Here is a 26,237-nt window from a genome sequence, read left to right on the forward strand (position 1 = left end):
CTTTGTACTCACCCTCTCGGGCTTTCCTCCGGGCGCTTCCCTTCGGTCTTGCGTTTCCGACTCTATCAGACCTTTTCTCGATCCGATTTCCTCGGTGCTTTCCAGGTTCCCGCTCTCGCGTTTCCCTTTCCGGCGGTTCCGACTCTATCAGATCCTTTCGGCCCTGATTCCCAGTCAGCGGGGTTTGTCTTCGCGGTTGTTGGGCCGTTCCGACGTCTCAAACCTTAGCGGATTCTCCCGGCCACTCATAATCGAGGTGCTGGAGCTGAATTCACGCATGCGGGCATGCCCGACTTCAGTCCCGTTGGGAGACCGTGCCAGTGGTTTGCTCTGTCGCCCGAGTGGCGGTGAATTCCACTACGGAGCCGTCTCGGCCCGAGGCAACTTGCTTATAATACGGACCTTCCTTGCGGGCGTCAAGCTTCTGCCCCAGGGGGGTTTGGACCGTGGAGCGCGCAGGTCACGCCAGGGACTTGCCGCTGCTGACAGCCAGCTCATCGGTCCGAACCGGCACGGCACGCGGCCCGCCGTACTCAGGCAACGCCGAGGAAGCGCAGTACGGCGAGCTCCCGGCGGTGGTCCGCGTCCGCCTCCGGCGGGTCGAGCTTGGCGAAGACCTCGCGATCTCGCGGGGTGAGCCGGTCCAGCGGATCGCTGTGGCGACACACCAGCAGCTGGGAGACCACCCGCGTGCCAGATTCGCGTCAGTCCGCTCAGGTTGGCTCAGGCGTTGGGACGCTTGCCGTGATTGGCCTTCTTCTTCTTACGGGCGCGTCGCTTGTTCCCTCGCTTGGCCATGGCGCATATCTCCTCAATTCGGGACTTCATATGACTTCGCCAGTCTAGATTCGGCCCGGAGTGTCCGCATCAGCGGTGCTGCGGGACGGGTGTCCGATCCCGGAACCCCGAGCGGCTTTGGCTGTGCACCGCTCTCAGTCCGTGGCGCCGGCCTTCCTGTCACGTGAAGGCCAGCGCCGTACTGGCCGAGCTTCCAGGCCGCCAGGCGGGCGATCGAGGCCGGCGCGCTGTTGGAGGCGCTGGTGGAGGTGTAGTCACCGAGCACCGCGATGCCCGCGGCCTCCCGGTTCCAGCCGTACGTGTGGGCGCCGAGCACCGGCAGGCCGACCCCGCCCTTGCGGCCCTCGAAGATGGTGCCGCACTTGTCGGCGAGGAAGTTGTAGCCGATGTCCTTCCAGCCCTCGATCTGCACGTGGTGCGCGTAGATGCTCCGGACGACGGACGCCGAGTCGGCGCAGGAGTAGTCGTTGGCCCCGTCGGTGTGGTGGACGAACACGGCCTTGACGTCCGCTTTGTACTCGGGCGCGGCGGGGCTGATCGACTCGTCGGCACCCCAGTCGGCGCGCGAGGTGATCGGCGGCCCGTCCGGCCAGCCGAACGGTGCCCGCCGGCGTGGGTCGGCGGGCACCGTCGGCTGCACGTGGGGCTTCAGCGCCTGTCGGCGACGATGCGGTTCAGCGGGGTGTCGAGAGCGAAGAGCCCGGCATGCCGCGACAGCCGAGCCCCGGCCGGTGGTGCCGGGCCGCGCCCGCCGGGGAACGGCTCAGTGCTTGTTGACCGCCGAGGCCCAGTCGAGGTTCACGCCCATGTCGGAGTACATCTTCGTGTAGCCGACGTAGCAGTTGAACTTCTCGACCTTGCCGTTGTGCAGGTACCAGAAGTCGGCGGTCGGTGCGTCGACCTTCGCGCCCGTCGGCTTGACGGTGCCCGCCGGCGTCTGCAGCGGCCCCTCGAACGTGCCCTGGATCGACAGCTCGATGCTGACCACGTCGCCGTTCACGGTGATGCGCTTGAGGTCACGGTGAACATCGGGGAAGAGGTTGGCCATGTAGGGCAGAACGTCACCAAGCGCCTTACCCCGGTAGGACTGGCCCGCGACCACGTCGTTGAAGACGCCGTCCTTGGCGAAGCTGTTGACGAAGGCGTCCACGTCCATGCTGCCGCCCTCCGCCACGTGGTACGCGTTCAGCACGACCGCGAGATTGGCTATCTCGTGCCGGGTCAGGTGGCGGTTCGTGAGCGGCAGCGCCGACAGTTCGCGAGGACTCAGGGCCGCGTGGGCCTCCGAACTGCCAGCGGTGTGGACGTGTGCGCTGCTGACGGCAGGGCTTGCGGCCTGTGTCGGTGCGGCGGCAATGGCGAGACCAGCCAGGCTCGTGACCGCGGCCGTGGTGATGATCGTCTTCCATCCGAGCGACTTCATGTCGTGTGCCTCCGTGCTGGGTCTCGGGATCCGAGAACCGTCGAAATGGGTTCGCGCCGAGTGCGGCGCTTTTCAAATCAAACGCTCGCTTGACTATATGGACGGTGCTGCAAACACGTCAAGCGAATGATTGATTCATGTACTGGGCGGGTGTCGCGCTACGAGGGCGGGCGTCGGCCCGGCGTTCTGCGGTCCCCGGTGAACCGGTTGGCGGGCGATCGGCTGCTTGACAGCAAAATCAAGCAGCTGTTTGAATTCTGTTCATGGCGACAGAACGGACAGATCAACGCCGCGAGGCCGGCCAGCGGACGCGGGACGGCCTGCTGGTCGCCGCACAGGAGTTGCTCGCGCGAAGCGGCCAGGAGGGTGTGACCCTCCGAGAGATCACGGATCGCGCGGGAGCCAACGTCTCCGCGGTGAGCTACCACTTCGGGTCGCTGAAGGCGCTGTGCGATTCGGCGATCGAGAACGCGCTGGAGCGGTATCTGGACGCGCAGATCGACGAGGTCGCTTCGCTCGACGCCGCATCCAGCGTCGAGGATCTCGCCGCGGCGTTCGCCGGGCCGATGACGCGTGCACTGACGGCCGGCGGACGGGATCTGGCGGTCATGCGGACGGTGGCTCGCGTCGGGATCGACCCCCCTGAGGGCTGGGGCCGGCTGACAGCGAAGTTCCAGCAGTCCCGGCGGGACATCGTCCGGCAGCTCTCGGCGAAGATTCCCGGAGTCGACGAGCGGGAGTGGGACTTCCGCATCCGGTGTGCGGCCGGCCTGCTGAACTGGCTCGTGTTGGCGCCCATAGGTACCGAACTGGCCGCCGAGCCCCCTGAGCAGATCGAGCGGTGGCTGGTCACCGTGTTGGCCGGGGCGTTCCGCGGCTCCCCGAACGTCGGCTGAACCGGGCTGACACCGCCGGCCCGGACGTGAGATTCGGGAGAATGTGGCACGCCGTCGAGGTGTGCATTCGCGACGACGCCGCTCGGTGGACATGCGAGCCGAGGTCACCCGTGACCGGGAGGGGGCTACCCGGTTGCCGCCGACTCCGTGCTACGGCGCCGTGCCCGCGGTGTGCCCTTGAGAGCGGTGGCGCAGGAGGCGTGTGGTGACCGACGGAGAGATCAGGGCGTCGCCCGTGCGGGCGGCCCGGACGGCCTCGACGAGCAGCACGGGCCCGGCGTCCTTGAGGATGAAGCCGACCGCCCCCGCGCGCAGGGCGCCGTAGACGAATTCGTCGAGGTCGAAGGTGGTGACGATGACCACCCGGAGCGGGTCGGCGACGTCGGGTCCGGCAAGGGCCCGGGTGACCTCGATGCCGTCGAGGGGAGGCATCCGGATGTCGACCAGGCAGACCTCGGGCCGCAGTCGGCGGGCCAGGGCGACGGCGTCGGCGCCGTCGGCCGCCTCGCCGACCACGGTGATGTCGGGCTGGTCCTCGAGGATGAGGCGCAGGCCCCCGCGGATCATCGCCTGGTCGTCGGCGATCAGTACGTTGATGGTCAACGGCTGCCTCCGGGAGGTACGGGGAGGGTGGCCGAGACCGACCAGCCGCTGCCGGGCCGGGGGCCGGCGTGGAGGGTGCCGCCGAGGGCTTCGATGCGCTCACGCATCCCGATGAGGCCGTACCCGCCGCCCAGCCTGGGCCGGGCGGCACCGGGCGGTGCGTCGTCGGTGATCTCCACCTTGATGATCCGCGGCCTGACGATGATCGGCCGGCACGGTGACGTCGACGGGCTGACGATCCCGGGTGGGCCATGGGTGGTGTCGGCCGGCCCGCTGCTCGACACCGACGGCAGGGCGGTCGGCCACACGTCGTGGTACCAGAACTGCCTGGCCAAGTCGCTGGACGAGATGCCGGTCTGCCTCGCCGAGGGCGACATCCATGTCCGGGTGACGTTGCAACCGGCCGAGCGCTACTGGAGTTTCCAGTGGACCGAAACCGGCGTCTTCGCAGGTCTGGCCGCCGCCCTGGCGTCCCTGTGCTTCCGGCGCGTCCGGGGCCGGTTCGCCTGATCGGCGCCGTTGTTTTCCAGCGACTTGATCCGCCGGACAGGCCCTGGTTCCGGCGGCCGCCCACCTCGGTGCGCGGCCGCCCTTCTTCTACGACTACGACGGTGACAACGGCCTCAGCCGATGGCGTACGCCCGGTACACCGTCTCCACCGAGCGGTCCCCGGCGGAGTCGGTCACCTCGGAGCGCAGGGCGACGGCACCGGAGGCCGGGTTGTGGACCGACGCCTGCCAGGTCGAGCCGGAGTGCTTGACGGTCGCCGCCTTCCAGGTCTTGCCGCCGTCGGCGGACGACCAGACCCGGACGGACTTGGCGGTCACCTTGGTGAACTTCAGGTCGGGGCCCTGGGCGCCGCGCCCGGCACTCACGTCGACCGTCGTGGTGCTGTTCGGTGCGGCCTGGTTGTGGCTGTTGAGCCCGGTGGGCAGGAAGCGGGTCAGGAAGACGGGCGCGACCATCGACTTGGCCGGGTCGGCCTTGAAGTACCAGTCGAGGGTGGCGCGCGACGACAGCATGCCGGCGGGGAAGGTGATGCCCGGACGGTAGCGATGGGCGTCGACGGTCAGGCGGTACCGGCCGGCCGAACGGATACGGGCGGAGAACTCGTCGTCACTGTTGCCCCAGTTGGTCAGGGTCTTCTTCTTGATGGTGGTGCGCCCCTTGGACAGCACCACCGTCTCCTTGGTCGGGTCGGCCCCGCTGGTGCCGACGTCGGGGTCGCCGATCAGGGCTTCCGGAATGAAGCTGACGGACTTCCGCTCGACCATCGGCAGGTAGTGCAGCGGACTCCACACGGCCCGGCCGAAGGACTGGGTGACACTCTGCCCCGCCTTCAGCGTCCTGAGCTTCGGGAAACCGCCGCCGACGTCGTCGCCGTTGCTCGCGAAGATGTCGTCGCGCGGCTGCCAGGTCCCTGGAGTCACGTGGACGGCGGCGCCGTACGGTGCGTTGTCGTCGCGGACCTCGGCCATGAGGTCGGTCGTGCAGTCGTCGACCTTCGGCCGCGCCTGGAGAGCGGTGTCGTTCTGACGGGCCATCTGCGTGCCGCCGCGTACCGAGAAGCGCATCGTCGCCAGCTTCGACCGCTTGAACGACCCACCGGGCGCGGCCGGGATGCCTGTGGTGTTCTTCACGGCGACGTAGCTGTCGTCGCCCGACCACTGTGCCAGGTACCCGAACTGCAGCAGCCTGGAGGAGTTCGGGATGGCGTAGAGGGATCCCTCGTCGTTCCAGCCGTTCACGCTGAAGGCGTCGGGCATGTCGCTGACGGCGGCGGCGCACACCTGCGCACTGATCCGCGGCGGGGCGGTCACGTCGGCGGGCGTGTCGAGCGACACCTTGACGGCCTTGCCCTTGCGCGCGTCGAGCGTCACCGACTTGCGGCCCGACACCTGTACGACCTGCGCGCCGATGGTGTCGGTGCCCAGACCGTTCGTCGCGCTCTCGTAGATGTCGGTCATCGCTATGTAGCGCCCCGACGGCAGGCTGATCCGCTTGCCGGACTTGACGCTGTACGTCTCACCGGACGGTACGGCGACGACGGTGACCGTCGTCGAGACCTTGCCGCCGTGCCGTCCCAGCGTGGTGACGGCCAGTGAGCTCGACGCCGCCTGCGCGGAAGCGGCGGAGGCGACGGAAGCGACCAGCGGTACCAGCGCGGCCACACCTACGAAAGCGAGCGATCTTCGTCGCACCATCTTCAACTCCCCCTCAAAACCCCGAAGTCGGCCAATCCTAGCCATGTCAAGGACATGGCAGATCAAGGCGAGGGGGTGCGCCTGATCAAGCTGTGACAAAGAAAGATCTCGCGTTCTCCGCTCTCACTCGGTGGTGTGAACTTCCTCCCGTATACCCGCAGTGGCGTGCAATGCGGTGTTTTTGGGATGTTGTGTCCGGCCTAGACTCCGCGCTCATGTCGCTATGGCTGCTCAACCACTTCAGCACCTTCACGCTGGCCGTCGTCACCGTCGGCGGAGCTGTTCTCCTGGCCGTTGCCGGCAGTGTGCTGATGCGCCGCAGGTACCCGTCGCTGGCCCGCGGAGAGCACAACGACATGGTCGGTGTGACGCTGGGGATGTTCGGCGCCATCTACGGCATCATCCTCGCCTTCGTGATCGTCACCCTGTGGACGCAGCTGGAGAGCACCCAGACCATCGTTGCTTCCGAGGCCACCGACGCGGCGCTCATCACCCGTGACGCCGCCGCGTTCCCGGCGTCGGTGCGTGCCCGTCTCGACTCCGCTCTGAGTGGCTACGTCCACGCGGTCGTCGAGGACCAGTGGCCCCGGATGCGCGCGGGGCACCCCAGCTACGGGGCCACGGAAGCCCATCTCCAGGCCGCCTTCCACGCGCTCCAGACGTACGACCCGAAAAGCGAGCGGGAGCAGGTCTTCTACCAGCAGGCCGTCGGCCACCTCGACGACGTCGCCTCCCAGCGTCGCGCACGCATCACCATGGCACGGCAGGAACTTCCCGTGCTGCTGCAGGCTTTGGCCTTCGGCGGCGCCCTTGTCCTGGTCCCGCTCACGTTCCTCTACGGCATGCGCAAACTGAGGGTCCAGATTCTGTTCGTCGCCTCGGTCGCCGGGCTCGTCGGCTTCAGCCTGCTCCTGGTCTTCGTCCTGGACCGCCCCTTCGCCGGCGACCTCAGCGTCAGCCCCGCCCCTTACCGAGAAGGAGCCCTTGCCCGGTACTGGACCCGTTGAGCGGGCGGCCGGCCCGCGCCGGTCAGGTGGTGAGTCCTGCGTCGCGAGCCAGGAGGGCGGCTTGGACGCGGTTGGTGACTTCGAGCGCGGTCAGGATGCGGCTGACATGGGCCTTGACAGTGCTTTCACGCATGACGAGGTGGGTGGCGATGTCGGCGTTGGTGTCGCCTCGGGCGAGGAGGGCGAGTACGTCGCGTTCGCGGGGGGTGAGCCGGTCGAGCCGGGCCCGGGCTTCCGTGGCCTTGGGCTGGTTGGTCGCGTGGTAACGGTCGATCAGACGACGGGCAGCGGCGGGGTGGAGCATCGCCGAGCCGGCGGCGACCAGGTGGACGGCGCGGAGGATCTCGGCCGGGTCGGTGTCCTTGAGCAGGAACCCGTCGGCTCCGGCGGCGAGGGCGCTGTAGACGTACTGGTCGAGGTCGAAGGTGGTCAGGGTGATCACCTTCGGCGGGTGGGGAAGGGCCCGCAGCCGGGTGGTGGCGGTGATGCCGTCCATGCGGGGCATGCGCACGTCGACGAGGGCGACATCGATGCGGTGCGCGGTGGCCTGTTCGACGGCCGGCCCGACTCCTCAGGACACGCCGAGGAAACGCAGTACGGCGAGCACCCGGCGGTGGTCCGCGTCCGCCTTCGGCAGGTCGAGCTTGGCGAAGATGCTGTTGATGTGTTTCGCCACCGCGCTCTCGCTGACCACGAGTTGTCCGGCTATTCCGGCGTTGGACCGGCCGCCCGCCATCAACTCCAGGACCTCGCGTTCCCGAGGGGTGAGCCGGTCCAGCGGATCGCTGTGGCGGCGCACCAGCAGCTGGGAGACCACCTGCGGGTCCAGTGCGGTGCCGCCCGCTGCCACCCGCCGCAGCGCTTCGGTGAACTCCTCCACGTCCGCGACCCGTTGCTTGAGCAGATAGCCGATCCCCGACGTGTGGGCGGACAGCAGATCGGCCGCGTACCGCTCCTCCACGTACTGCGAGAGGAGCAGGACCGCCGTCCTCGGCCACTGCTGCTTGACGACCAGGGCGGCCCGCACCCCCTCGTCCGTGAAACCGGGAGGCATACGGACGTCCACCACCGCGATGTCCGGCCGGTGCTCCTCCACCACCGACAACAGCGTCTCGGCGTCACCTGCTTCGGCGACCACCTCGAACCCGGCCATCTCCAGGACCTTGACCACGCCGATCCGGAGCAGCACGGAATCCTCGGCGATCACGGCACGCACGGCAGCTCCACGGTCATCATGGTCGGCCCCCCGACGGGACTGTCGACCGACAGGGTGCCATCCACCGATGCGACCCGCTTGGCCAGCCCCGCCAGCCCCGTGCCACCGGTGGGGTCGGCGCCGCCCACGCCGTCGTCGCTGACGACGACCAGCAGGGTCGACCCGAAACGCTCCACGATGACCTCGGCCATGGACGCCTCGGCGTGCTTCACCACGTTCGTCAGCGCTTCGGAGACGACGAAGTAGGCGACGGCCTCGATCGTGGGCGACGGCCGCGACGGCAGGTCCACCTTCACCCGTACCGGAACAGGGGCCCTGGCCGCGGCACCCGAGATCGCGGCGTCGAGGCCGCGGTCCTCCAGAACGGCCGGGTGCAGCCCGCGCACCAGACCGCTCAGCTCCTCTATCGCCTCCTTCGCCTCCCGGTGCGCCTCGTCGAGCACGCGGCGGGCGTCCTCAGGCAGGTCGCCGAGCGTTGCCCTGGCCAGTCCGAGGTTGACCGCCAGGGAGACCAGCCGCTGCTGGGCGCCGTCGTGCAGGTCCCGCTCGATGCGCCGCCGTTCGGCGTCCACGGCGTCCACCAGGCCCGCCCTGCTCTCGGTCAGGTCGTCGACCCGGCGCGCCAGCTGCTCCTCACGGCTGGGCCCGAGCAGGACGGTCGCGACGCGCGTGTCGAGCCGGGTAAGGGCGCCGGACAGCCACGCCGCCGCGTAGAGCAGAGCGATGCCGGCAGCGGTGACGTAGGCCGCCCAGGTGGCGTACCCGGGGTGATCGACGCGCCAGTCGAGGGGCACCAGCCAGAGCCACGCGTAGACCGAGACGGCCGCGCCTGCCGCGGCCCACATCAGGAGGACGAGGGCCGCCGCGAGGGCCAGGAGCGGCCCGTCCAGCAGGTGGTACGTGAGCTGCCTCCGTCCGGCCGGGGTCCGCAGCCACTCGGGCGGCCCGGGACGCCGCCCCGCGTAGGGCGAGGGGATGTCCACGCCGAGCCGGGTACGGAAGCGGCCGTGCTGCGCACGTCGCCGGCCGGCGTCCGCTTCAGGCCTGCCGTGTTCGCTGAACGCGCCGTGTGCTCCGGCGGCGGCTCTACGCCCGGCAGCCGTTGACCGTGGCGGCGAGGCCGTCCAGGGCGTCCTTGGTGTCGCCCGGGGCAGCTGTGGAGCCGTTCTCGATGAAGGAGAAGATCTTCCAGCGCCCGTCCTTGGCCTTCGTCAGTCCGCTGAGCCCGATGGCGCCGGTGAGGGTGCCCGTCTTGGCCTTGACCTTTCCGACGGCACACCGTGAGTCCGCGGTGTCGAAGCGGCCGAATTCGGGCCCGAGGGTGCTGCCCGCCTCGCCCGCCACGGGCAGTCCGTCCACGACGTACTTCAGGGTCTTGCTGTGGCGCGGGTCGGCGGCCACGTCGAGGATGTCGGCGAGGGTCCGCGCCGGGATGCGGTTGGCGCGCGAGAGACCGCTGCCGTCGTGGATCACGAAGTTGTGCAGGGACACGCCGTAGTGGGTGAGCACCTCACGTACGACCGCGGTGCCGCCCGCGAAGGTGGCCGGGCGGCCGGCGGCGAGCGCGGTCGTCCTCAGCAGTGTCTCGGCGATATCGTTGTCGCTCGCCTTGAGCATGTGCTTCACGATGGCGGACAACTTGCCGGACTGATGTTGGGCCACGGGAACGTCTCCGGTGCCGGCGGCGCCGCGGGTGACCTCCTCGGTGACGGTGACGCCCTGTCCGGTGAGGAGCTGCGCGAAGGACTGTCCGGCGTCCAGGGCGGTGTCCGTGACATGGTGGCCGTCCACCACCAGGGCCCGCACCGGGGCCACGGTGTCCGGGTAGTAGCCGCTGGTCCAGCCGCTGGCGGGCGTGGGGTCGGGGAAGAGGCTGTCGTCGACCCGGACCTTCACCGAGGTGAGACCCGCGTTGTGCAGTCCCGCGACCGCCGTCTTGGCGAGCGCGGCGAGGTCGTCGGTGGTCAGGGTGCGATCCCCGCCCCCTATCAGGGTGAGGGTGCCGTCACCGTAGACGACCTTCGTGGTGAACCGGTGGTCGGGACCGAGGACCGTCAACGCGGCGGTGGCGGTGGCGAGTTTGGTGTTGGACGCGGGCATCAGAGCGGTGGACGCGTCGTGACCCCAGACGGTCTTGCCCGAGTCGGCGTCGATGACGACACCGCTGAGCGTGCTGCCCAGCCGGGTGTCCCGAGCGCGCGTGTTCAGGTTCTTCGCGATCTTCTGCTCGGCGGAGTCGAGTGCGGCGGTCTTGGCCACGGGCTTGCCCGCGGCGAACGCCGACGGGGCGGCCAGGATCGTCCCGGCGACGGGGGCCGTCAGTGCGACAAGTGCCGCTCGGCGGAGCGACGGACTGGGCGTTCTGGTCTTGCGGTGCCGTCCGCTCGCACGGGTGGCGGAGAGAGATCTGGGCATGCGAGAGCCTCTGTACGCGGTGCGGGAACGGGGACGTCTGCTGCGAATCTTGAAAACGACAGTAACGATCAGGTTTTAGTTTGTGATGGCTGTTCGGCAAAGAAACCACCCAGGATTTCTGTCAGGGCCATGAAAGATGGCACTACCCCCTGTCCGGCCGGCAAGGCCCGCGCGACTTCTAGCCGGAGGCCAGTTTCCGCAGCACCAAGGAGGAGACCGGCGTGGGCAGGGCCCGCAGCGTGCGGACCAACGCCGCTGTGGGCCACGGGAAGTAGGCCTGCGCCGGTTCCTTCTCCAGGGCTCGTACGACGTACCGGGCCGCCCGCTCCTGGCTGATCTGGAAGGGCTTGGGCAGGCCGTCCCCGCCGATGCGTTCGGTGGCGACGAATCCTGGGTGGATGCTGGTGAACCGGACGCCCTGGGGGGCCAGTTCGACGCGCGCGGTGTCGATGAGGGTGCGTGCGGCCGCCTTCGCCGCCGAGTACGGTCCCTGACGTGGGATGCCCATCAGCCCCGCCAGGGAATTGGTGTGGGCGATCAGGCCTCCGCCGGACTGACCGCGCATCTGCTTGATCAGCGGGACCAGGTAGTTGACCACCACGTCGTAGTTCAGCGCCATGATCCGTGAGACGTCCGCGACGCTCACCTGGTCCATGGACATGTCCGGTCCCTGACCGGCGTTGAGGAGCGCGACGTCGACGGAGCCGTACTCCGTGACGGCGGCCGCCACCACGTCGGCGGCCGCCTGCGCGTTCAGGGCATCCGCCGGGATGGCGAGGCAGACGCTGCCCGCGGCTCGTATCTCCTCGGCCACGGCGGCGAGTTCGGCGGCGCGACGTGCCGTGATGACGAACCGGTTGGCGCCGTGGGCGAGTCGGCGTGCCACCTCCGCGCCGATACCCGACGAGGCACCGACGATCAGAACCGTCCGGTCGGTGATGCGTGCCATGGTGCCCCTTCGCTCGGAGAACGGGTGCTCACAGGAAGCGTGGATCCCGGCCGCGGTCAGTGCGTCATGATGTGCGGCCCGGCCACCAGGCAGAGGACTCCCACGATCCCGAAGTAGATCCGCATGGTGGTGAGGCTCCTCCAGGGCGTGCCGTACGAGGTGCGCCGCCTGACCACCACGCAGGCCCAGTCCCAGACCCACACGTCGACACCGCGGTAGCCGCAGGCCACCGCCGTGAAGGCGCCGCCCGCGAACAGTGCGAGCACCCCACGAAAGATCAACGCCGCTTCCTTCCCGACCCCACGACCGGCGTCGCACCGCGGCATTGTTGCAGGAGACGCCGCCGGCGAGTGGGCGCCCTCGTGTCGAGGGCGCCCCTTGTGAGGGGGAGTCAGGCCGGCGTCCTGACCGCCGCGCCCGTCCGGGCCGGCTCCTGTACGACGCGGCGGGGCCGGGTCGGCATCCCGAGCATCGGGTTGGCGACGCCCCAGGCCGCGCCCTTGCAGACCAGCTCCTTGTAGACGGCGGCGAACCGTCCGGTCAGGGCCGCCCGCACGGCGCGGTCGTCGGCGGTGACGTACTGGATCAGGCCTTCCCTGCGGCCCAACGAGATGCACTGGTTGAAGTAGCGGATCGGCACCTTCGGGAGCTTTCCGCCGGTCAGGCGTGCCGCGATGGCGTCGGCGGCCTGCCAGGCCATGGGGGTGCCCGTGGCGCAGGACATGCGGAGCGGCTTGTCGCCGGGGCCCATCGCCATGGCCGCGTCGCCGATGGCGTACACGTCCGGGTGCGAAACCGAGCGCATGGTCCGGTCGACCACGATCTGGCCGGTGCCGGTGACTTCCAGGGTGGTCGCCCTCGCGATCGGGTGGACGGCGAAGCCGGTGGTCCACACGGTGACCGCGGCGGGAATCGTCGCGCCTTCGGCGGTGGTGACGCGGTCCGTCCCGACGCCGGTGACGTCGGCGTGCTCGTGCACGGTGATGCCGAGCTTGTCGACGACCTTCCGCAGGTGCCTGCGGCCCTTGGGCGAGAGCCAGTCGCCGAGGCCGCCGCGGGCGGTGAGCGCGACGTCGAGGTCCGGGCGGGCCTCGGCGATCTCGGTCGCGGCCTCCAGGCCGGTGAGGCCGCCGCCGACCACGAGGACGGGCTGCCCGGCGTCCAGGCGGGCCAGGCGTTCGCGCAGCCGCAGCGCTCCGGGGCGACCGGCGATCTGGTGGGCGTGCTCGGCGGTGCCGGGGACGCCCTGGTCGTTCCAGCCGCTGCCGAGGGCGTACACGAGGGTGTCGTACTCCACCGCTTCCCCGGCGCCGTTCGCATCGAGGACGGGGACCGTCCTGCGGTCGACGTCCACCGCGGTGACCTTCGCGAGCTTCAGTTCGACGCCGGTGCCCTCGAACATCTCGCTGAACGGCCGGGGTTTGAGGTCCTGGCCGGCCGCGAGCTGGTGCATCCGGACGCGCTCGACGAAGTCGGGCTCGGCGTTGACGAGAGTGATGGCGACGTCTTCGCGGCGCAGCCGCCTGGCGAGGCGCCCGGCGGCGATCGCTCCGGTGTATCCGGCCCCGAGGACGACGATGCGGTGCTGCATGTCCTTACTCCTGTCTTCGAGCTCTTCAGCGGATTCGCCCCTTGAACCGGGCAGCCCGCCGTTTCCTGACAGGAATGAGGTGTGAAGCAGCTCACACCGGAGCCACATCGGGGTCACATCGGGGTCAGAAGGCCTTGAGCAGGGGTTCGCCGTGGTCGGTGGCCGCCCATCGCCGGGTCGCGCGTTCGAGCTTGTCGGGGTTGACCTGGTTGCGGAACGCGGCGATGCCCTCGGCGGTGATCTCCAGGCACATGACGCCGATGACCCGGCCGTCGACGACCGCCACGACGGCGTGGTCGCCGTTGGCGGTCGTGACGTGGAGCTCGGGCGAGCCGCCGGTCAGGTCGCGCTTGGCCTTGCCCGGTTTGAACAGGCCCCGCATGAACTTCGCGACCGCGAGGGCGCCTTCGACCGCCCTGGCGCGGGCCGGGATCTTCCCGCCGCCGTCGCCGATCGAGACGGCGTCCTGGGTGAGCAGCCGTACGAGCGGCTCGGTCCGGCCGCTGGTGGCGGCCGCCAGGAACTCGTCGATGATCCGCCGGGCGGCGGCCTCGTCGACCTCGCTCCGGGCCTTGCCGTCCGCGACGTGCCGCTTCGCCCGATGGAAGGTCTGCTGGCTGGCGGCCTCGGTGATGTCGAGGATCTCGGCGATCTCCCGGTGCGGATAGTCGAAGGCCTCCCGCAGCACGTACACCGCACGCTCGCCCGGCGAGAGGCGCTCCAGCAGGACCAGGACCGCGTACGAGACCGACTCGCGCTGCTCGGCGGTGTCGGCCGGGCCGAGCATCGGGTCCCCGGCGAGCAGTGGCTCGGGGAGCCACTGGCCTACATAGGTCTCACGCCGCGCGCGTGCCGAGGTGAGCTGGTTGAGGCACAGGTTGGTGAGCACCTTCGTCAGCCACGCCTCGGGGACCTCGATGTGGTCCACCTCGGCGGCCTGCCAGCGCAGGAACGTTTCCTGCACGGCGTCCTCGGCCTCGCTCGCGGAGCCGAGGAGGCGATAGGCGATGGCCTCCAGACGGGGTCTGGAGGCTTCGAACCGGTCCACCTCGTCCAGGGTCAGGGCCATGGCCCTGATCCTAGGGCCTGCCCTGACCCGCGCGGCTCCCGACGGCCGCAAGGTTCATGATGCGGTGCCGGTGACCGAGAGGACGCCGCCGGTCTTCACGTCGTCGTAGAACCACTTGGCGTCGGCCTGGTCCAGAGCGATCCAGCCCCCGCTGGTGTCGTACTTGCCGATGCCCTTCACGTTGTAGGCGAAGGCCGTGCCGACGTAGACCGGCTCGTTGCCGGCGTCGCGCAGTTCGACCGCGTACGAGATCACCGCGTTGTAACGGGTCCCGTTGGTCTGGTTGGTCACGGTCAGAGTGGTTTTACCGGGCTTCTTGTACACGGTCATCGGCCCCCTGAGCGTGGGGTTCTTGTCGAAGCCCGAGCCCATCGGCATGACCTTGCCCCCGACGGTCAGGGTGCGCCGGCCGCGGTCGATAGTGCCGACGACGAGCACGGGCGTGGCAGTGGGCGACGGGACGGCGGAGGTGGTGGGGGAAGGGGAGGGGGAAGGGTGGGCAGAGACCGCGGGTGGGGCAGCCGGAACCTGACGCTGTTTCCCGTCCCCCGCGAGGTCCAGGTTCCACGCGAAGGCCACCAGGGCGAGGGCCGCCGCACCCGCGCCCAGCATGCCTGCCACGCGGCGGCGCGCCCGGCGCACGGCACGGCGGCGGATCTCGGCACCGCCGACGACCGCAGGAGTCTCGTGCTCCGCGGCGAACTCACGGAGCGCGGAGGAGAGTTCATCAGACACGGCCGTCCTCCTTCCGAGCCGCCCCGCCCGCTGCCTCGTCCACGGCCAGATGCTTCGCAAGCGCCGCCCGCCCCCGGGACAACCTGGCCTTGACCGTCCCCACCGGCGCACCCGTCTCGGAGGCTACCTGCTCGACGCTCAGGTCACACAGATGGTGCAGGACGATCGCCATCCGCTGAGCCTTGGGCAGTTGGCGCAGCGCGGCGACAAGTGCCGTGCGGTCGGGGCCGGGTCCCGGCGTGGACTCGGGCGGCGGCGTACGGCGCACCAGTTCCAGCCAGCGCCTGGCCCGGCGCCAGCGGCTGACCGCCAACCGCATGGCCACCGTGCGTATCCACGCCTCGGGCGCCTCGTCCGCGAGGAAGTCCTTGCGCCGGTTCCAGGCCCGTACGAACGCTTCCTGGACCACGTCCTGCGCCTCACCGTGGTCCCCGGTGAACGCGGAGAGCTGGCCGGTCAAGCGGGGAAACGTGGCCGTGTAGAAAGCGTCGAACTCGTCCTCGGTCATGCCCCCACCGGAGTCTTGGAATTCCCGTGCAACCTGGCCGCCCCCGCCGTGCGTACAGGTCCCGTAGGTCGCGTACATCGAAGCACAACCCACGGGAAAGACGATGAACACGAGTTCCAGGATCCACCGGCCCGCTCGTCCAGCGCCGTGAAAGCCCGCCCCCCGCACCCGCAGCCGTACCGGAGGACCGCCGAAGTGCCGCACCGCCACGACGACTTCGCCGCCTACGCGCATGCGGGCTGGCCCCGGCTGCTCACCACCGCGCAGCTGCTCTGCGGCGACCCCCGCGAGGCGACGGAACTGGTGCGGAACACGCTGGTGGACGTGTGTGCGCGGTGGCGGCGGATACCTCGGGACGACGTGGACTTCTATGTACGGCGGTCCCTCGTCAGGGGTCATCTGCGCCGGGCGCGCCGGGCGCGCCGCCGGAAAGCCCTGCCCCAGGAGGCGTTGGGGGCCCTGTCCGCACGGCAGCGGGTGGTGCTCGTGATGCTGCACCGGGACGGCCTGAGCGATGTGGAGATCGCCCAGATGCTCGGTTGCTCGGTCGGCGCGGTCAGGAGCCATGCCCAGCGTGGACTGGCGGTCTGCGGGGGCGGCACCGAGCGGCTTCGCGGGCTCTTCGCCGCTGCCGTCGAGGGCGCCGAAGGCGCCCCGGGCGTCGTCCCGTCCGCCGTGCCGCTCGGGACCATCGAACGGCGGGGCCGGGCCCTGCGCCGCCGCCGGACCGGCGCGGTCGCGGTCGCCTGCGCGCTGCTGCTCGCCCCGTCGGCCGTCTTCGCGGCCGGCCGGATCGGGGGCACCGGCGGTGCGGACGGGCCGGGCGCCAGGGTGGCCGACGTGGCGTCGAGCTCCGTACGGATCGTCACGCCCGGCGAGCGGGTGGAGGTCGTGCGGGGTGTGCAGGTCTGGCTGACCGCCGACGGCAAGCACTGGTCGACGCCACTGAGGTCCAACCAGTTCCGCGGCCTGTCCGAGGACACCGCCGAGGACACCGCCGAGGACACCGACGACGACGGCGCCGGCAGCGGCGCCGGGAGCGGGAAGCCGGGTGTCTCGGCGCAGGTGGAGCCGGTGAACAGCACGTACTTCCTGTCGGGCATCTACCACGGCCTGTCCACCGACCCGAGTCGTGTCGAGGCCGCCGTCGGCGGCACCAGGGTCACCGGCACGGTCCTCACGCTGGCCGGCAGCCCGGGCTGGGGCGTCTGGTACGCGCGGGCACCGCTGTCGGTGACGGAGCTGAAGGCGAGCCTCGTCGAGGGCGGTCCGACCGTCACGGTGTACGACGCGGCCGGCAAGGCCGTCGCGCGGTCCGGCGCCGGTGGGTGAAGCGCCCGATGCCCACGAATCGCCCTCCGCTCGCGGCGCCCGGCTCCTCCGAAAGGCCTCCCGTGCACGAATCACCCACGGCTCAGGACATGCCCGCTCAGGACATGTCCGCTCAGGACATGTCTGCTCAGGACATGTCTGCTCAGGACATGTCTGCTGAGGAGACGTCTGCTGAGGAAACGTTCGCTCAGGAAACGTCCGCCCCTCAGGACGAGTCGCCCGTCACGAACCGGCCGCATCCGAGTCGGCGGGCGCGGCGTTCGAAGCGCGCGGCGGGCTCGCACCGCGCCCGCCTGCACATCCCGCTGCGTCTCCGTCTCCGCCGCACCCGGGGCCGTCGGCTGCGCCGGCTGATCATCGCCTTCCTGGTGCTGATCGCGACGCTGTGCACGGCGGCGGTCGTCGCGTACCAGCTGACGGACATCCCCGAGCCGCACCCGGAGACCGTCACGCAAAGCACGGTCTTCACCGACGCCAAGGGCTCCTATCTGGGCCGGCGCGGTCCCGTCGACCGCCAGGAGGTGCCTCTGTCGCAGGTCCCGCGGTACGTCCAGGACGCGGTGATCGCGGCCGAGAACCGCACCTTCCGCACGGACAGCGGGGTCTCGCCGCGCGCCATCGCCCGCGCGGTGCTGGCCTCGCTGACCGGCGGCGAGCGGCAGGGCGGGTCCACCATCACCCAGCAGTACGTGAAGAACGCGCTGCTGAGCCCGGAGCAGTCGTTGTCGCGCAAGGCACGCGAGGCGCTGATCGCGATCAAACTCGATCGCACCCGCTCCAAGGACGAGATCCTGGAGGGCTATCTCAATACGGTGTACTTCGGCCGGGGCTCCGCCGGCATCCAGGCCGCCGCGCGCAACTACTTCGGCGTGGACACCCGGAACCTGACCGTCTCCCAGGGCGCGGCGCTGGCCTCGATCGTCAACATCCCCTCGTACTACGAGAAGGCGGGCTCCGACCCGAAGGTGACCGCGAAGCTCAGGGACCGCTGGGAGTGGGTGCTCGACGCCATGGCGGCGAGCGGCAGCATCACGGCGAAGCAGCGCGCCGAGGCCGCCTTCCCGCCGTTCCGCTTCTATCCGCCGGGCACGACCGAGGGACAGCGGCAGTACATGATCGACGTGGCCGCGAAGGAGGCCGCCGACCGGCTCGGTATCGCCGAGGACCAGTTGGCGCGCGGCGGCTACACCGTGCAGACCACCTTCGACCTGGCGCTCCAGGACGCCACCACCGAGTCGGTGAAGGACCTCAAGGGCCGCAAGGGCACCCGGCTGCACACCGCCGTCGTGGCGATCGAGCCCGGCGACGGAGCGGTGCGGCTGCTGTACGGGGGGTCGGACTACGCCCGCCAGCCGTTCAACGACGCGGTGGACGGCGCGGTGGAGGCGGGGACGGCGCTGGATCCCTTCGACAAGGTCCGCTTCGGCGCCTCGCTGACCGCGCTGCGGAGGACCGCGGCGCCCACTCCGCTGAAGCTGGCCTCGGCGTACGCGACCGTGGCGGCGAACGGTGTGTACGCGGCCCCGTACACGGTCACGAAGATCACCCGTGGCGGGCGGACGGTCTACACCGCGCGCCCCGACACACGACGCGCGCTGGACGAGAAGGATGCGTCGGCGGTGAACGCGGCCATGTACGCATGGCCGGTCCCCGGGGCCACCGTCGCCCCGAGCGCTTCGCGGGCCTTCACGGCCGGGGCGGGCGGCGGGATCACCCGCCGGACCGTGTGGTCCACGGAGCTGGACTCCCGGCTCGCCCTGACGGTCGTCCTCTTCGCCGACCGGCCCGGAGAGAAGAAGAACACGACCGTGCCCGCTCAGCTGCCGAACAGGCCGGCGCCGACCGAGACCGCGGAGGAGACCGCGGCGCAGATCTGGCGGCTGGCCACCGCGGAAGCGAAGGAGTCCCCCACACCGGTGCCCGCGGCCGAAGCGGGCGAGGCCGCTCGTCCCCGGACCCGGGTCCCGCGGCGTTGAGGCGAGCGTGCCGGCCATGACGTGATCCGCCCATGACGTGATCCGCCCCCGGTGCGCGGCTGAGGAGCCGTGCCCCGGGGGCGGATGGCGGTGGAGTGAGGCGGTCAGTTCACGGTGATCTTCACCGAGGAGCTGTGCGCGGCGGCGAAGCCGGTCGTCGCCGTGGTGAGCAGCCGGTAGGTGAAGGTGCCCCTGGTCTTCTCGGCGACGGTGAAGGTGACTTGGCCCGTGCTGGACTGGGCCTTGGAGGCGACGGTCGTCCAGGCACCGCTGCGGTACACCTGCAGCTTCACCGTGGCGCCGGTCTCCTGCGAGGAGACGCTGCCGCTGAACTTGACCGTGGCGCCGCGCTTGACCGTGGTGGCGGACGCCTTCAGGGTCACCTTCGGCGACACCGACACCTTGAGGGCGGCCGAGACGGGTTTGGTCCCGGCGGCGGCGACCAGGCGCAGGCTCTCGTTCCGGGCCGGCTTGGTGGCCAGCGCGATCAGGCCGCTGCCGTCCGTCGAGCCGGTGGCCACCGTCTTCCAGGTGGTGGTGCCGGCCGGGCGGGCCTGGAGCGAGACCGAACGGAACGGCAGCGGCCTGTCGGTGCCGGTGGACAGCAGGCCGGACACCTTCACGGACTTGCCGAGCACCACGCTGCCCGGGGCGGTCGCGGTCAGCTTGTCCGCGGTCACGACCGCCTGGACGGAGGCCGTGCCGACCGCCCCCGTGCTGTCGGTGACCGTCACCGTGACGGTGTGCGTGCCGACCTTCCAGGCCGAGGTGTCGAGGCCGTCGCCCCAGCTGGTGCTCGTGTAGTGGCCCTCGCTCCGCAGCTGGAGCGGGGAGAACGGGTTGTCGCCGTCGGCGTAGGAGCGCACGGTCGTGCCGTCGGCCGTGACCTCCTCCTTGGTCAGCCACACCTCGTTGGGGTAGGACCGGTTCCAGCCGTACGGCACAGCGGCCGTCCACTCGATGTCCATCGAGTCCGCGCCGCCGTAGGCGAGCCGCGGAGAGACCGTGGTGGCGGTCACGGTCGGGCCGGGGGTGGCCGTGACCGAAATCGACATCGGGGCCGAGCGGTAGCCGTCCTTGTCGACGGCGACGGCCTGGACGTACGGGCGGTAGGCCATGACCGAATAGGTGCTGGTGTAGGTGTACGGAGCAGTGTCGTCCGTCGCGCGGGGCTTGTTGTTCTTCGTGAACAGGGCCGTCTCGTAGAAGTCGACGTGGTCGATCGCGGAGCCGCCGGTCGCCGGCTGGGCGTCCACCGTGTAGGTGGTGGCCCCCCATACGAGGGCGTGCGCCTGCGGGGAGGTGAACACCGCGGACGGGTTGGCGACGGTGAGGCCGACGGTGCCGCTGACGGTCTGGGCCGTGGCCCCGGAGCCGGTGTCGTCCGGGGTTTCGGTGACCGTGACGTCCAGGGTGTTCCGGCCGTCCGGCAGGTTCCGCGTGTCCAGCTTGAAGTAGCCCGCGCCGGCGGAGCCGACCGTCACCGAGCGGTAGCTGCCCGATCCGTCGCGCGTGGTGTACGCCGCCTTGCCCGTACCGGCCTCGAAGTGGAAGCCGGCGTCGGCCACCAGCGCGAAGCGGACGAGGACATCGCCGCGGTAGGCGCCCGCGGCGTCCTGGGTCTCCTGGGCACCGGTGACCGAATCCGGCTGTTCGGCGACGCTCACGTCCCCGACCGCACCGGTGCCGGCGGGGTTGTCGTCGGCCAGGGCGATGCCCGCCGCGGAGGCGGAGCAGAACAGGACCACGCCCAAGGCGGTGGCCGCACGCAGGGAAGACCGCACGGTGGCGACTCCGTAGGAAGAGGGAGCGGATTCAGCCACTCCGGATCACTGAGGAAGCCACACCGTACATACGTTCCCTGAGCCCATGGATACCGGGGCCCGTGCCATGCCCGCCGGGCGGATTCAGTTCCCGGGCGTTGCCCGGTCGGAGAGCCGCCGCCATGGTCAACGGCACTTGTGGTGGTGGCACCTGTAGCGGGTTTCCGGGGCGTCCGTGCTGGTCGTCCTTCTGCGGTGCTTGTCGCCCTGCCCGTCCTGGTGCTCGGACCGGGTCGGCGAGGGCGAGGGAGCGCCGGGCTCGTCGGCGCCGTGGCCGAGGGGGGCGGGCGTGGGGAAGGGGATGTCGGGCAGGCCGGTGAGGGCGCCGCCCATGTACCGGGTCCAGATCTCGGTGGGGATGTCACCGCCGAACACCTTCTGCAGCCCGCCGACGCCCACCAGGGACTGGAGCTGCGGGTGCTTCGGGTCCTCTTTGAAGAGGACGACGGAGGTGGAGAGTTGCCGGGTGTAACCGATGAACCAGGCCGACCGGAAGTCGTCGGTGGTTCCGGTCTTGCCCGCCGCGGTCCTGCCGAGAGCCTGGGCCTTGGTGCCGGTGCCCCGGACGATGACGCCCCGCAGGACGTCGGTCACGTTGTCGGCGACCGCCGCCGGCAGGGCCTGTACGGGGGCGGGGGCGGTGAAGCCGGGCAGTGCCCTGCCATTGTGGGTCACCTTGGTCACCGAGTACGGGTCGGCCTGCATACCGGAGGCGGCGAAGGTCGCGTACACCCCCGCCATGCGGATGGCGCTCGGCGTGGAGGTGCCGATGTAGAAGCCGGCGCTGGAGGCGGCGAGGCTTGTCGGGCGCAGGCCGAGGGTTTTCGCCGTCGCCGCCACGTTCTCGTAGCCGACGTCCTCTCCGAGCTGCACGTACGGCGTGTTGACCGACTGCTCCATCGCCTCGCGCAGAGGGATGCGACCCCAGCGCTGGGGGGTGTCGTTGTGCTGGTGGAGGAGGCCGGTGGGGTCCTTGTCGTCGGTGACGTAGTTGCCCTGCTGGTCCTTGATCTTGATGCCGTCGTCACCGTTGAACTTGCTGGCCGGGGTGATCGGCTGCGGGGCCTTGCCGGGTTGCAGTACGGCTCCGTGCTGGAGCGCGGCGGCGAGGACGACGGGTTTGAAGGTCGATCCCACCGGGACGCCGGAGGTGTCGGCATTGTCGGAGTAGTGGGCGTGCTCGAAGCCGGGGCCGCCGTAGACGGCGAGGATCCTGCCGGTGCCCGGATCCACCGAGGCGGCTCCCACCTGGACGTCACGGTCGGCCGACCGGTGGGCGGGGTCGAGGCGTTGCTTGCGTACCGCGGCGACGGCCTTGGCCAGTTCCGCCGTCCTCTTCCGGTCGAAGGTGGTGTGGATCTGGTAGCCGCCCCTGCTCAGACTGCTGTCGGTGATGGTCCGGTCGTGCGCCTCGGCATACGACCTGGCGAGCTGGACCAGGTAGCCGGTCTCGCCCGTGAACCCCGTTCCCGGGGTCCATTTCCTGGGCGCCGGGAATCCGGCGGCCGCGTACCGTGCCCGCTGCCCGGGCGTCAGCTTGCCGGTCGCCACCATCCGGTCGAGCACCCAGGACCAGCGTGCTTTCGCCTTCGCCCTGGCCGCGGGATCGGAGTCCGCGTACTGGAAGAGGCTCGGCTCGTTGACCGCCGCGGCCAGGAAGGCTCCCCGGCTCGCGTCGAGCTTCTCCACCGGAAGGTCGTAGTACATGCGGGCCGCGGCCTGGATGCCGTTGGCCTGACGGCCGAAGTAGCAGGTGTTCAGGTATCCCTGGAGGATCTGCTCCTTGGTCATGGAGGCGCCGATCTTGGTGGAGATCAGCAGTTCCCTGAACTTGCGTGAGACCGTCTGCGACTGGTCCAGGTAGGTGTTCTTGACGAACTGCTGGGTGATCGTCGACCCGGACTGCACGGAGCCGCCCTCGGCCATGTCGACGACGGCGCGGAGGATTCCCTGCGGGTCGATGCCCGGGTCGGTGTAGAAGGAGGCGTTCTCCGCGGCGATGAAGTCCCACCGCACATCGGCGGGCACCTGCGAGAGCGTCACGTTCTGCCGGTTGACGCTGCCGTCGGTCGCCAGGACCGTGCCGTCCGACCAGTAGTAGACGTTGTTCTGCAGCAGCGTCCGCGGATTGGGGTCCGGAATGGTGACCGTGGCGTAGGCATAGCCGACGGCCGCCGCCGTGCCGCCGAAGAAGAGCAGGAAGAACGCCAGCAGCTGGCGCACCGACGGCAGCCAGCGGCGCGGGCCCGTCCGGCCTCGGCGCGGGTAGTCGATCCAACGTTTCTGCTGTGGCGCCCTTCTCCGGGCGCGGCGTGACAGGTCCTGTCGGGGGGCCTCGTCACGACGTACGGCCCGGCGGCCCGTGGTCCGGTCGCTCCCGGCACGCGTGCCGCCGACGGAGCGCTGCGGCGGTCGGCGCCGGTGTCCGCTCATGGGCTGTGCTCACTGTCCTCTCAGTACCGCTGCGGTGCTTCGTACGGTCCGGGCTGCCGGAGACCCGGATGGGGCGGGGGCTGTGGACGGCCGTCGTACGGTGCCGGCTGGTAACGGGGGTCGTACGGTGCCGGCCGGTGGAGCGGGTCGTACGGCGCCTGCTGCGGATAGCCGTCGTACCGAACCGGCTCCGGAATGCCGTCGTACGGCGCCGATTGCGGAAAGCCGGGGTCCTGCGGAGGCAGGTCGTCACCGGGCGCCTCCGCGCCCACCGGGACCTGGAGGCTGCCGTACCGCTCCATGCGCTGCCATCTCAGCCGGGAGCCCGACACGGCGGTGAAGACGGACTGGATCACCACCAGGTACATCAGCTGCCGGTAGACGAACTGCTGCAGCGGCAGGCTCCACAGCGGGCCGGGCCGCTCTCCGTCCAGGCGGAACGCGTACACGCCCATCATGAGTTGCAGCAGCAGGAAGGCCAGCCACAGCCCGACGATCCGGACCGGGTCGAGGAAGAGCAGCCCGTACAGGGCGAAGATGTCCACGACGGGTGCGAGCAGCGGCAGCAGTACCTGGAAGAGCAGCAGATAGCCCAGGCCCCGGCGGCCCAGTTTTCCGGCCGCACCCCGCTGCACCAGCGCGCCGCGGTGCTTCCACATCGCCTGCAGGGTGCCGTAGCACCAGCGGTACCGCTGGCGCCACAGGGCGTTCAGTGACGCGGGGGCCTCCGTCCAGGCCTTCGCGCCCTCCTCGTACACCACACGCCAGCCGACGCGGCACAGCGCCATGGTGAGGTCGGTGTCCTCGGCGAGGGTGACGTCACTGACGCCGCCGAGGTCCAGCAGCGCCCGGCGGCGGAACGCGCCGACCGCTCCGGGGACGGTCGGCATGCATTCGGCGAGATCGAACAGGCGGCGGTCGAGGTTGAACCCGACCACGTACTCGATGTGCTGCCAGCGGCCGAGGAGGCCGCCGCGATTGACGACCTTCGCGTTGCCCGAGACGGCGCCCACCCGGGGGTCGGCGAAGGGCTGCACGATCGTGCGGACGGTGTCGGGTTCGAAGACCGTGTCGCCGTCGACCATGACCACCAGGTCGTAGGTGGCGGCGGCGAGTCCGGTGTTGAGGGCGGCGGGCTTGCCCGCGTTCCGCTGCCGGATCACCCGCACCGGCAGGCCAAGCGACTCCACCAGGTCGGCGGTGCCGTCGGTCGAACCGTCGTCCACCACGATGATCTCCACCGGATGGTCCGAGGCGAGCAGTGAGCGTACGGCCGCCTCGATCCCGGCGCTCTCGTTGTACGCGGGCACGATGACACTGACCGGTTCGGTCACCGGCGGCCCCCAGGACGGGCCCCGGTGGCTCGTCCGCAGCCGCCGGTGCCGGTGGGCCGCGACCAGCACGACGGCCGCGCGCAGCACGCTGACCGCTCCGGCCGCGTACATCAACAGCTCCAGCAGCCACACGACCCGGTCGCCGACCTGCAGCACGTTGATGAGGGCCATCCCCTGCAGCCGGTCGCCCAGCCCGGCGGGCTGGACGGGGCCGGCCATGCCGACCGAGGCGCCGACCGTCGCGAACCGGAAGCCGTGTGCCTTGAGCCGCGGGATCAGGGCGCTCAGCGCGGCGACGGTCTGCGACCGGTCACCGCCGGCGTCGTGCATCAGCAGGATCTGCCCGGCGTGGCCGTGGGGTGTCGCGTTCGCGAGGATGCGCTCCACACCGGGACGCTGCCAGTCCTGGGCGTCCTGGGTGGAGAGCACCGTGACGTAGCCCGCCGCGTCGGCCTGCTTCAGGACGGACCAGTCGGCGTCGTCCAGCGCGTCGTTCTTCGAGGAGTACGGCGGCCTCAGCAGTGCGGTCGTGACCCCGGCGGCGCCGGCCACCGCCAGCTGCGTCTCCCGCAGCTCCAGTGAACGCTGCCATGGGGCGAGGCGGGCCAGGTCGGGATGGGTGAAGGTGTGGATGCCGATCTGGTGGCCCTCGGCCACGATCCGGCGGACCAGTTCCGGGTGGTCCACGACCTGGGTTCCGACGACGAAGAAGGTCGCGTGCACATGGTCGCGGCGCAGCACGTCCAGGATGCGCGGCGTCCAGACGGGGTCAGGGCCGTCGTCGAAGGTGAGGGCGATGGTGCGGGCCTTCACCTGGGCGGTGTGGGGGGAGCTGGAGGCGTTCGCGATCACCGGGCCGCCCTGGGTCACCCGGCTGGGCACCGCCTGGTTCGGGCCACGGGCATCGGTCACGGCGTCCGATGTGATTCCGAACATGTGGTGGGTGTAACCCTGCAGCAGGAGGGCGGTCGACAGGGTCACCACGAGCACGCTCAGCAGCAGCCAGTGGGCGCGGGGTGTGATCTGGCGGGTGCGGCTGAGCAGGCGAGCAGGGACGTTGCGGCGTCGGCGATCGGTCACGTCGGGGCCTTGGATCACTTCACGGGCTTGTGGGACGAGCCGAGGGCGCGCCCCTTGGAGCCGGGGGTGGCGGTCGAGGTCGGGGAGGTGGTCCTGGTGGGCGCGGCGGTGGGCCCGGACGTGGCCGCGGGGGCGGTGGCGGCTGCCGTCCGGGCGGTGGGGACCGTGGGGCCGGGGGTCTGCCGGGACGCGGGGCGGGAGTTCTTCTGTCCCGCGGTCGCGCTCCCTGCGGAGTGGCCGGTGCCGGACGAGGAGTCGGGTGCGGTCGCCCGGGACGTGGTCGGGTGCGCGGAGTCCGGCTGCGGCACGAACGGAGAGCTGACGGTGGGGCCGCCCAGCACGGCGCTGATCAGCAGGGCGACGTAGCCGCCGGCGGGGATCAGCAGCAGCCGGGCGGCGCGGAGCACGCGGCGCTGGCGTCGCCCCGAGGAATCGACGAAGACCGGCCGCACCGACGCACTCGCCGGTGTGTCCGGTCCCGCTACGGGAAGGCCGGGTGTGTCGAGCTCCAGAGGCGGCACGGTGAGGACGTCACTGCGGGGAGCGTCCCACGCCGTCGCGTCGGGGTACGGCCCGGCCGCGTAGCGAGGCATCCCGGTGACGTGGGGGTACGTTCCCATCGCCTGGGTGTGACCTGCCGGGTACGCGAGTTGCACCGGGTCCCGGGACAGCGTGGCCGTGTCGGGGGCGGTGCTGCCGCTGTACTCGTTGCCGTAGGCGTACGCATACCCGGCGCCGACGTACGGATCCTCGCCGTACGATCTGCCGCTTTCGTCCGTTCGCTGCACGGTTCATGCCCCTTTGTTCCGGCCGACCGGCACGGTCGTCCGTAGGGAAAGAGCGAA

Annotated in this window: 21 protein-coding genes and 5 pseudogenes; 5 read left to right on the forward strand and 21 right to left on the reverse strand. The window is 70.5% G+C overall.

Annotated features, from left to right (window positions below; translation table 11 throughout):
- Positions 1 to 533: 533 nt before the first annotated feature.
- The 4 genes and pseudogenes from ACIPSA_RS22595 to ACIPSA_RS22610 form a co-directional block, all read right to left on the reverse strand.
- A pseudogene (locus ACIPSA_RS22595) lies at positions 534 to 689 on the reverse strand (DNA-binding response regulator); the annotation flags it as partial.
- 34 nt (positions 690 to 723) lie between these two features.
- Complete coding sequence (locus ACIPSA_RS22600; RefSeq protein ID WP_100661309.1) at positions 724 to 798, reverse strand: 50S ribosomal protein bL37; 75 nt, start codon at positions 796 to 798, stop codon at positions 724 to 726.
- Positions 799 to 970: 172 nt separating this feature from the next.
- Positions 971 to 1,381, reverse strand: a pseudogene (locus ACIPSA_RS22605) (N-acetylmuramoyl-L-alanine amidase); the annotation flags it as partial.
- Between the two features lie 180 nt (positions 1,382 to 1,561).
- Positions 1,562 to 2,221, reverse strand: a complete 660-nt coding sequence (locus tag ACIPSA_RS22610; RefSeq protein ID WP_402637737.1) for a nuclear transport factor 2 family protein — start codon at positions 2,219 to 2,221, stop codon at positions 1,562 to 1,564.
- 263 nt (positions 2,222 to 2,484) lie between these two features.
- Between ACIPSA_RS22610 and ACIPSA_RS22615 the strand changes: the two genes are divergently transcribed.
- Positions 2,485 to 3,117, forward strand: coding sequence for a TetR/AcrR family transcriptional regulator (locus ACIPSA_RS22615; protein WP_402637739.1), 633 nt, complete (start codon positions 2,485 to 2,487; stop codon positions 3,115 to 3,117).
- A 156-nt stretch (positions 3,118 to 3,273) separates the two neighbouring features.
- On the opposite strand, the pseudogene ACIPSA_RS22620 reads toward ACIPSA_RS22615, so the two are convergent.
- Both ACIPSA_RS22620 and ACIPSA_RS22625 read right to left on the reverse strand, forming a co-directional pair.
- Positions 3,274 to 3,684: pseudogene (locus ACIPSA_RS22620) on the reverse strand (response regulator transcription factor); the annotation flags it as partial.
- A 32-nt stretch (positions 3,685 to 3,716) separates the two neighbouring features.
- Positions 3,717 to 3,899 (reverse strand): sensor histidine kinase, encoded by a 183-nt coding sequence (locus ACIPSA_RS22625; protein WP_402637743.1) that lies wholly within the window; start codon positions 3,897 to 3,899, stop codon positions 3,717 to 3,719.
- Between ACIPSA_RS22625 and ACIPSA_RS22630 the strand changes: the two genes are divergently transcribed.
- Positions 3,889 to 4,230: a hypothetical protein gene (locus tag ACIPSA_RS22630; protein WP_402637744.1), complete on the forward strand. Its 342-nt coding sequence runs from the start codon at positions 3,889 to 3,891 to the stop codon at positions 4,228 to 4,230. The two genes, ACIPSA_RS22625 and ACIPSA_RS22630, sit on opposite strands and share 11 nt — an antisense overlap.
- A 113-nt stretch (positions 4,231 to 4,343) precedes the next feature.
- Here ACIPSA_RS22630 and ACIPSA_RS22635 read toward each other — a convergent pair whose 3' ends face one another.
- Positions 4,344 to 5,924, reverse strand: a complete 1,581-nt coding sequence (locus ACIPSA_RS22635) for a hypothetical protein (protein WP_402637746.1) — start codon at positions 5,922 to 5,924, stop codon at positions 4,344 to 4,346.
- A gap of 215 nt (positions 5,925 to 6,139) precedes the next feature.
- On the opposite strand from ACIPSA_RS22635, the gene ACIPSA_RS22640 reads away from it, so the two are divergent.
- Complete coding sequence (locus ACIPSA_RS22640; RefSeq protein ID WP_402637748.1) at positions 6,140 to 6,931, forward strand: DUF4239 domain-containing protein; 792 nt, start codon at positions 6,140 to 6,142, stop codon at positions 6,929 to 6,931.
- Between the two features lie 22 nt (positions 6,932 to 6,953).
- Here the strand turns inward: ACIPSA_RS22640 and ACIPSA_RS22645 are convergent.
- From ACIPSA_RS22645 to ACIPSA_RS22690, 10 genes and pseudogenes are all read right to left on the reverse strand, one after another.
- A pseudogene (locus ACIPSA_RS22645) lies at positions 6,954 to 7,490 on the reverse strand (response regulator); the annotation flags it as partial.
- A 12-nt stretch (positions 7,491 to 7,502) separates the two neighbouring features.
- Positions 7,503 to 8,147, reverse strand: a complete 645-nt coding sequence (locus tag ACIPSA_RS22650; protein WP_402637749.1) for a response regulator — start codon at positions 8,145 to 8,147, stop codon at positions 7,503 to 7,505.
- Positions 8,135 to 9,166, reverse strand: a pseudogene (locus tag ACIPSA_RS22655) (histidine kinase); the annotation flags it as partial. The pseudogene ACIPSA_RS22655 and the gene ACIPSA_RS22650, both read right to left, overlap by 13 nt.
- Positions 9,167 to 9,233: 67 nt before the next feature.
- Positions 9,234 to 10,562 carry a D-alanyl-D-alanine carboxypeptidase/D-alanyl-D-alanine-endopeptidase gene (gene dacB, locus ACIPSA_RS22660; RefSeq protein ID WP_402637751.1) on the reverse strand — a complete coding sequence of 443 codons (1,329 nt, stop codon included), beginning with the start codon at positions 10,560 to 10,562 and terminating at the stop codon, positions 9,234 to 9,236.
- A gap of 178 nt (positions 10,563 to 10,740) precedes the next feature.
- Entirely contained in the window at positions 10,741 to 11,511 is a 771-nt protein-coding gene (locus ACIPSA_RS22665; RefSeq protein ID WP_402637752.1) for an SDR family NAD(P)-dependent oxidoreductase, read from the reverse strand.
- A 56-nt stretch (positions 11,512 to 11,567) separates the two neighbouring features.
- Positions 11,568 to 11,792 (reverse strand): hypothetical protein, encoded by a 225-nt coding sequence (locus ACIPSA_RS22670; protein ID WP_402637754.1) that lies wholly within the window; start codon positions 11,790 to 11,792, stop codon positions 11,568 to 11,570.
- A 110-nt stretch (positions 11,793 to 11,902) separates the two neighbouring features.
- On the reverse strand, positions 11,903 to 13,102 hold the full coding sequence (locus tag ACIPSA_RS22675) for an NAD(P)/FAD-dependent oxidoreductase (protein WP_402637756.1): 1,200 nt from the start codon (positions 13,100 to 13,102) through the stop codon (positions 11,903 to 11,905).
- Positions 13,103 to 13,226: 124 nt separating this feature from the next.
- Positions 13,227 to 14,171 (reverse strand): RNA polymerase sigma-70 factor, encoded by a 945-nt coding sequence (locus tag ACIPSA_RS22680; RefSeq protein ID WP_402637757.1) that lies wholly within the window; start codon positions 14,169 to 14,171, stop codon positions 13,227 to 13,229.
- A gap of 54 nt (positions 14,172 to 14,225) precedes the next feature.
- Positions 14,226 to 14,906: a L,D-transpeptidase gene (locus tag ACIPSA_RS22685; protein WP_402637759.1), complete on the reverse strand. Its 681-nt coding sequence runs from the start codon at positions 14,904 to 14,906 to the stop codon at positions 14,226 to 14,228.
- A complete protein-coding gene (locus ACIPSA_RS22690; RefSeq protein WP_402637761.1) occupies positions 14,899 to 15,414 on the reverse strand; it encodes a SigE family RNA polymerase sigma factor in 516 nt (171 codons plus the stop codon). Before ACIPSA_RS22690 ends, ACIPSA_RS22685 begins: the two co-directional genes overlap by 8 nt.
- A 195-nt stretch (positions 15,415 to 15,609) precedes the next feature.
- Between ACIPSA_RS22690 and ACIPSA_RS22695 the strand changes: the two genes are divergently transcribed.
- Entirely contained in the window at positions 15,610 to 16,746 is a 1,137-nt protein-coding gene (locus tag ACIPSA_RS22695; protein WP_402637763.1) for a sigma factor-like helix-turn-helix DNA-binding protein, read from the forward strand.
- Between the two features lie 149 nt (positions 16,747 to 16,895).
- Positions 16,896 to 18,722 carry a transglycosylase domain-containing protein gene (locus ACIPSA_RS22700; RefSeq protein ID WP_402637765.1) on the forward strand — a complete coding sequence of 609 codons (1,827 nt, stop codon included), beginning with the start codon at positions 16,896 to 16,898 and terminating at the stop codon, positions 18,720 to 18,722.
- 104 nt (positions 18,723 to 18,826) lie between these two features.
- Here the strand turns inward: ACIPSA_RS22700 and ACIPSA_RS22705 are convergent, their stop codons facing one another.
- The 4 genes from ACIPSA_RS22705 to ACIPSA_RS22720 all read right to left on the reverse strand — a co-directional run bounded on the left by ACIPSA_RS22705 (position 18,827) and on the right by ACIPSA_RS22720 (position 26,180).
- Positions 18,827 to 20,506 carry a hypothetical protein gene (locus ACIPSA_RS22705; RefSeq protein ID WP_402637767.1) on the reverse strand — a complete coding sequence of 560 codons (1,680 nt, stop codon included), beginning with the start codon at positions 20,504 to 20,506 and terminating at the stop codon, positions 18,827 to 18,829.
- Between the two features lie 165 nt (positions 20,507 to 20,671).
- Positions 20,672 to 22,978: a transglycosylase domain-containing protein gene (locus tag ACIPSA_RS22710; RefSeq protein ID WP_402637768.1), complete on the reverse strand. Its 2,307-nt coding sequence runs from the start codon at positions 22,976 to 22,978 to the stop codon at positions 20,672 to 20,674.
- Positions 22,979 to 22,998: 20 nt separating this feature from the next.
- On the reverse strand, positions 22,999 to 25,392 hold the full coding sequence (locus ACIPSA_RS22715; protein WP_402637769.1) for a glycosyltransferase: 2,394 nt from the start codon (positions 25,390 to 25,392) through the stop codon (positions 22,999 to 23,001).
- Between the two features lie 14 nt (positions 25,393 to 25,406).
- On the reverse strand, positions 25,407 to 26,180 hold the full coding sequence (locus ACIPSA_RS22720; protein WP_402637770.1) for a hypothetical protein: 774 nt from the start codon (positions 26,178 to 26,180) through the stop codon (positions 25,407 to 25,409).
- Positions 26,181 to 26,237: the final 57 nt, after the last annotated feature.

The sequence above is a fragment of the Streptomyces sp. NPDC086549 genome, from assembly GCF_044746205.1.
Taxonomy (GTDB): Bacteria; Actinomycetota; Actinomycetes; order Streptomycetales; family Streptomycetaceae; genus Streptomyces.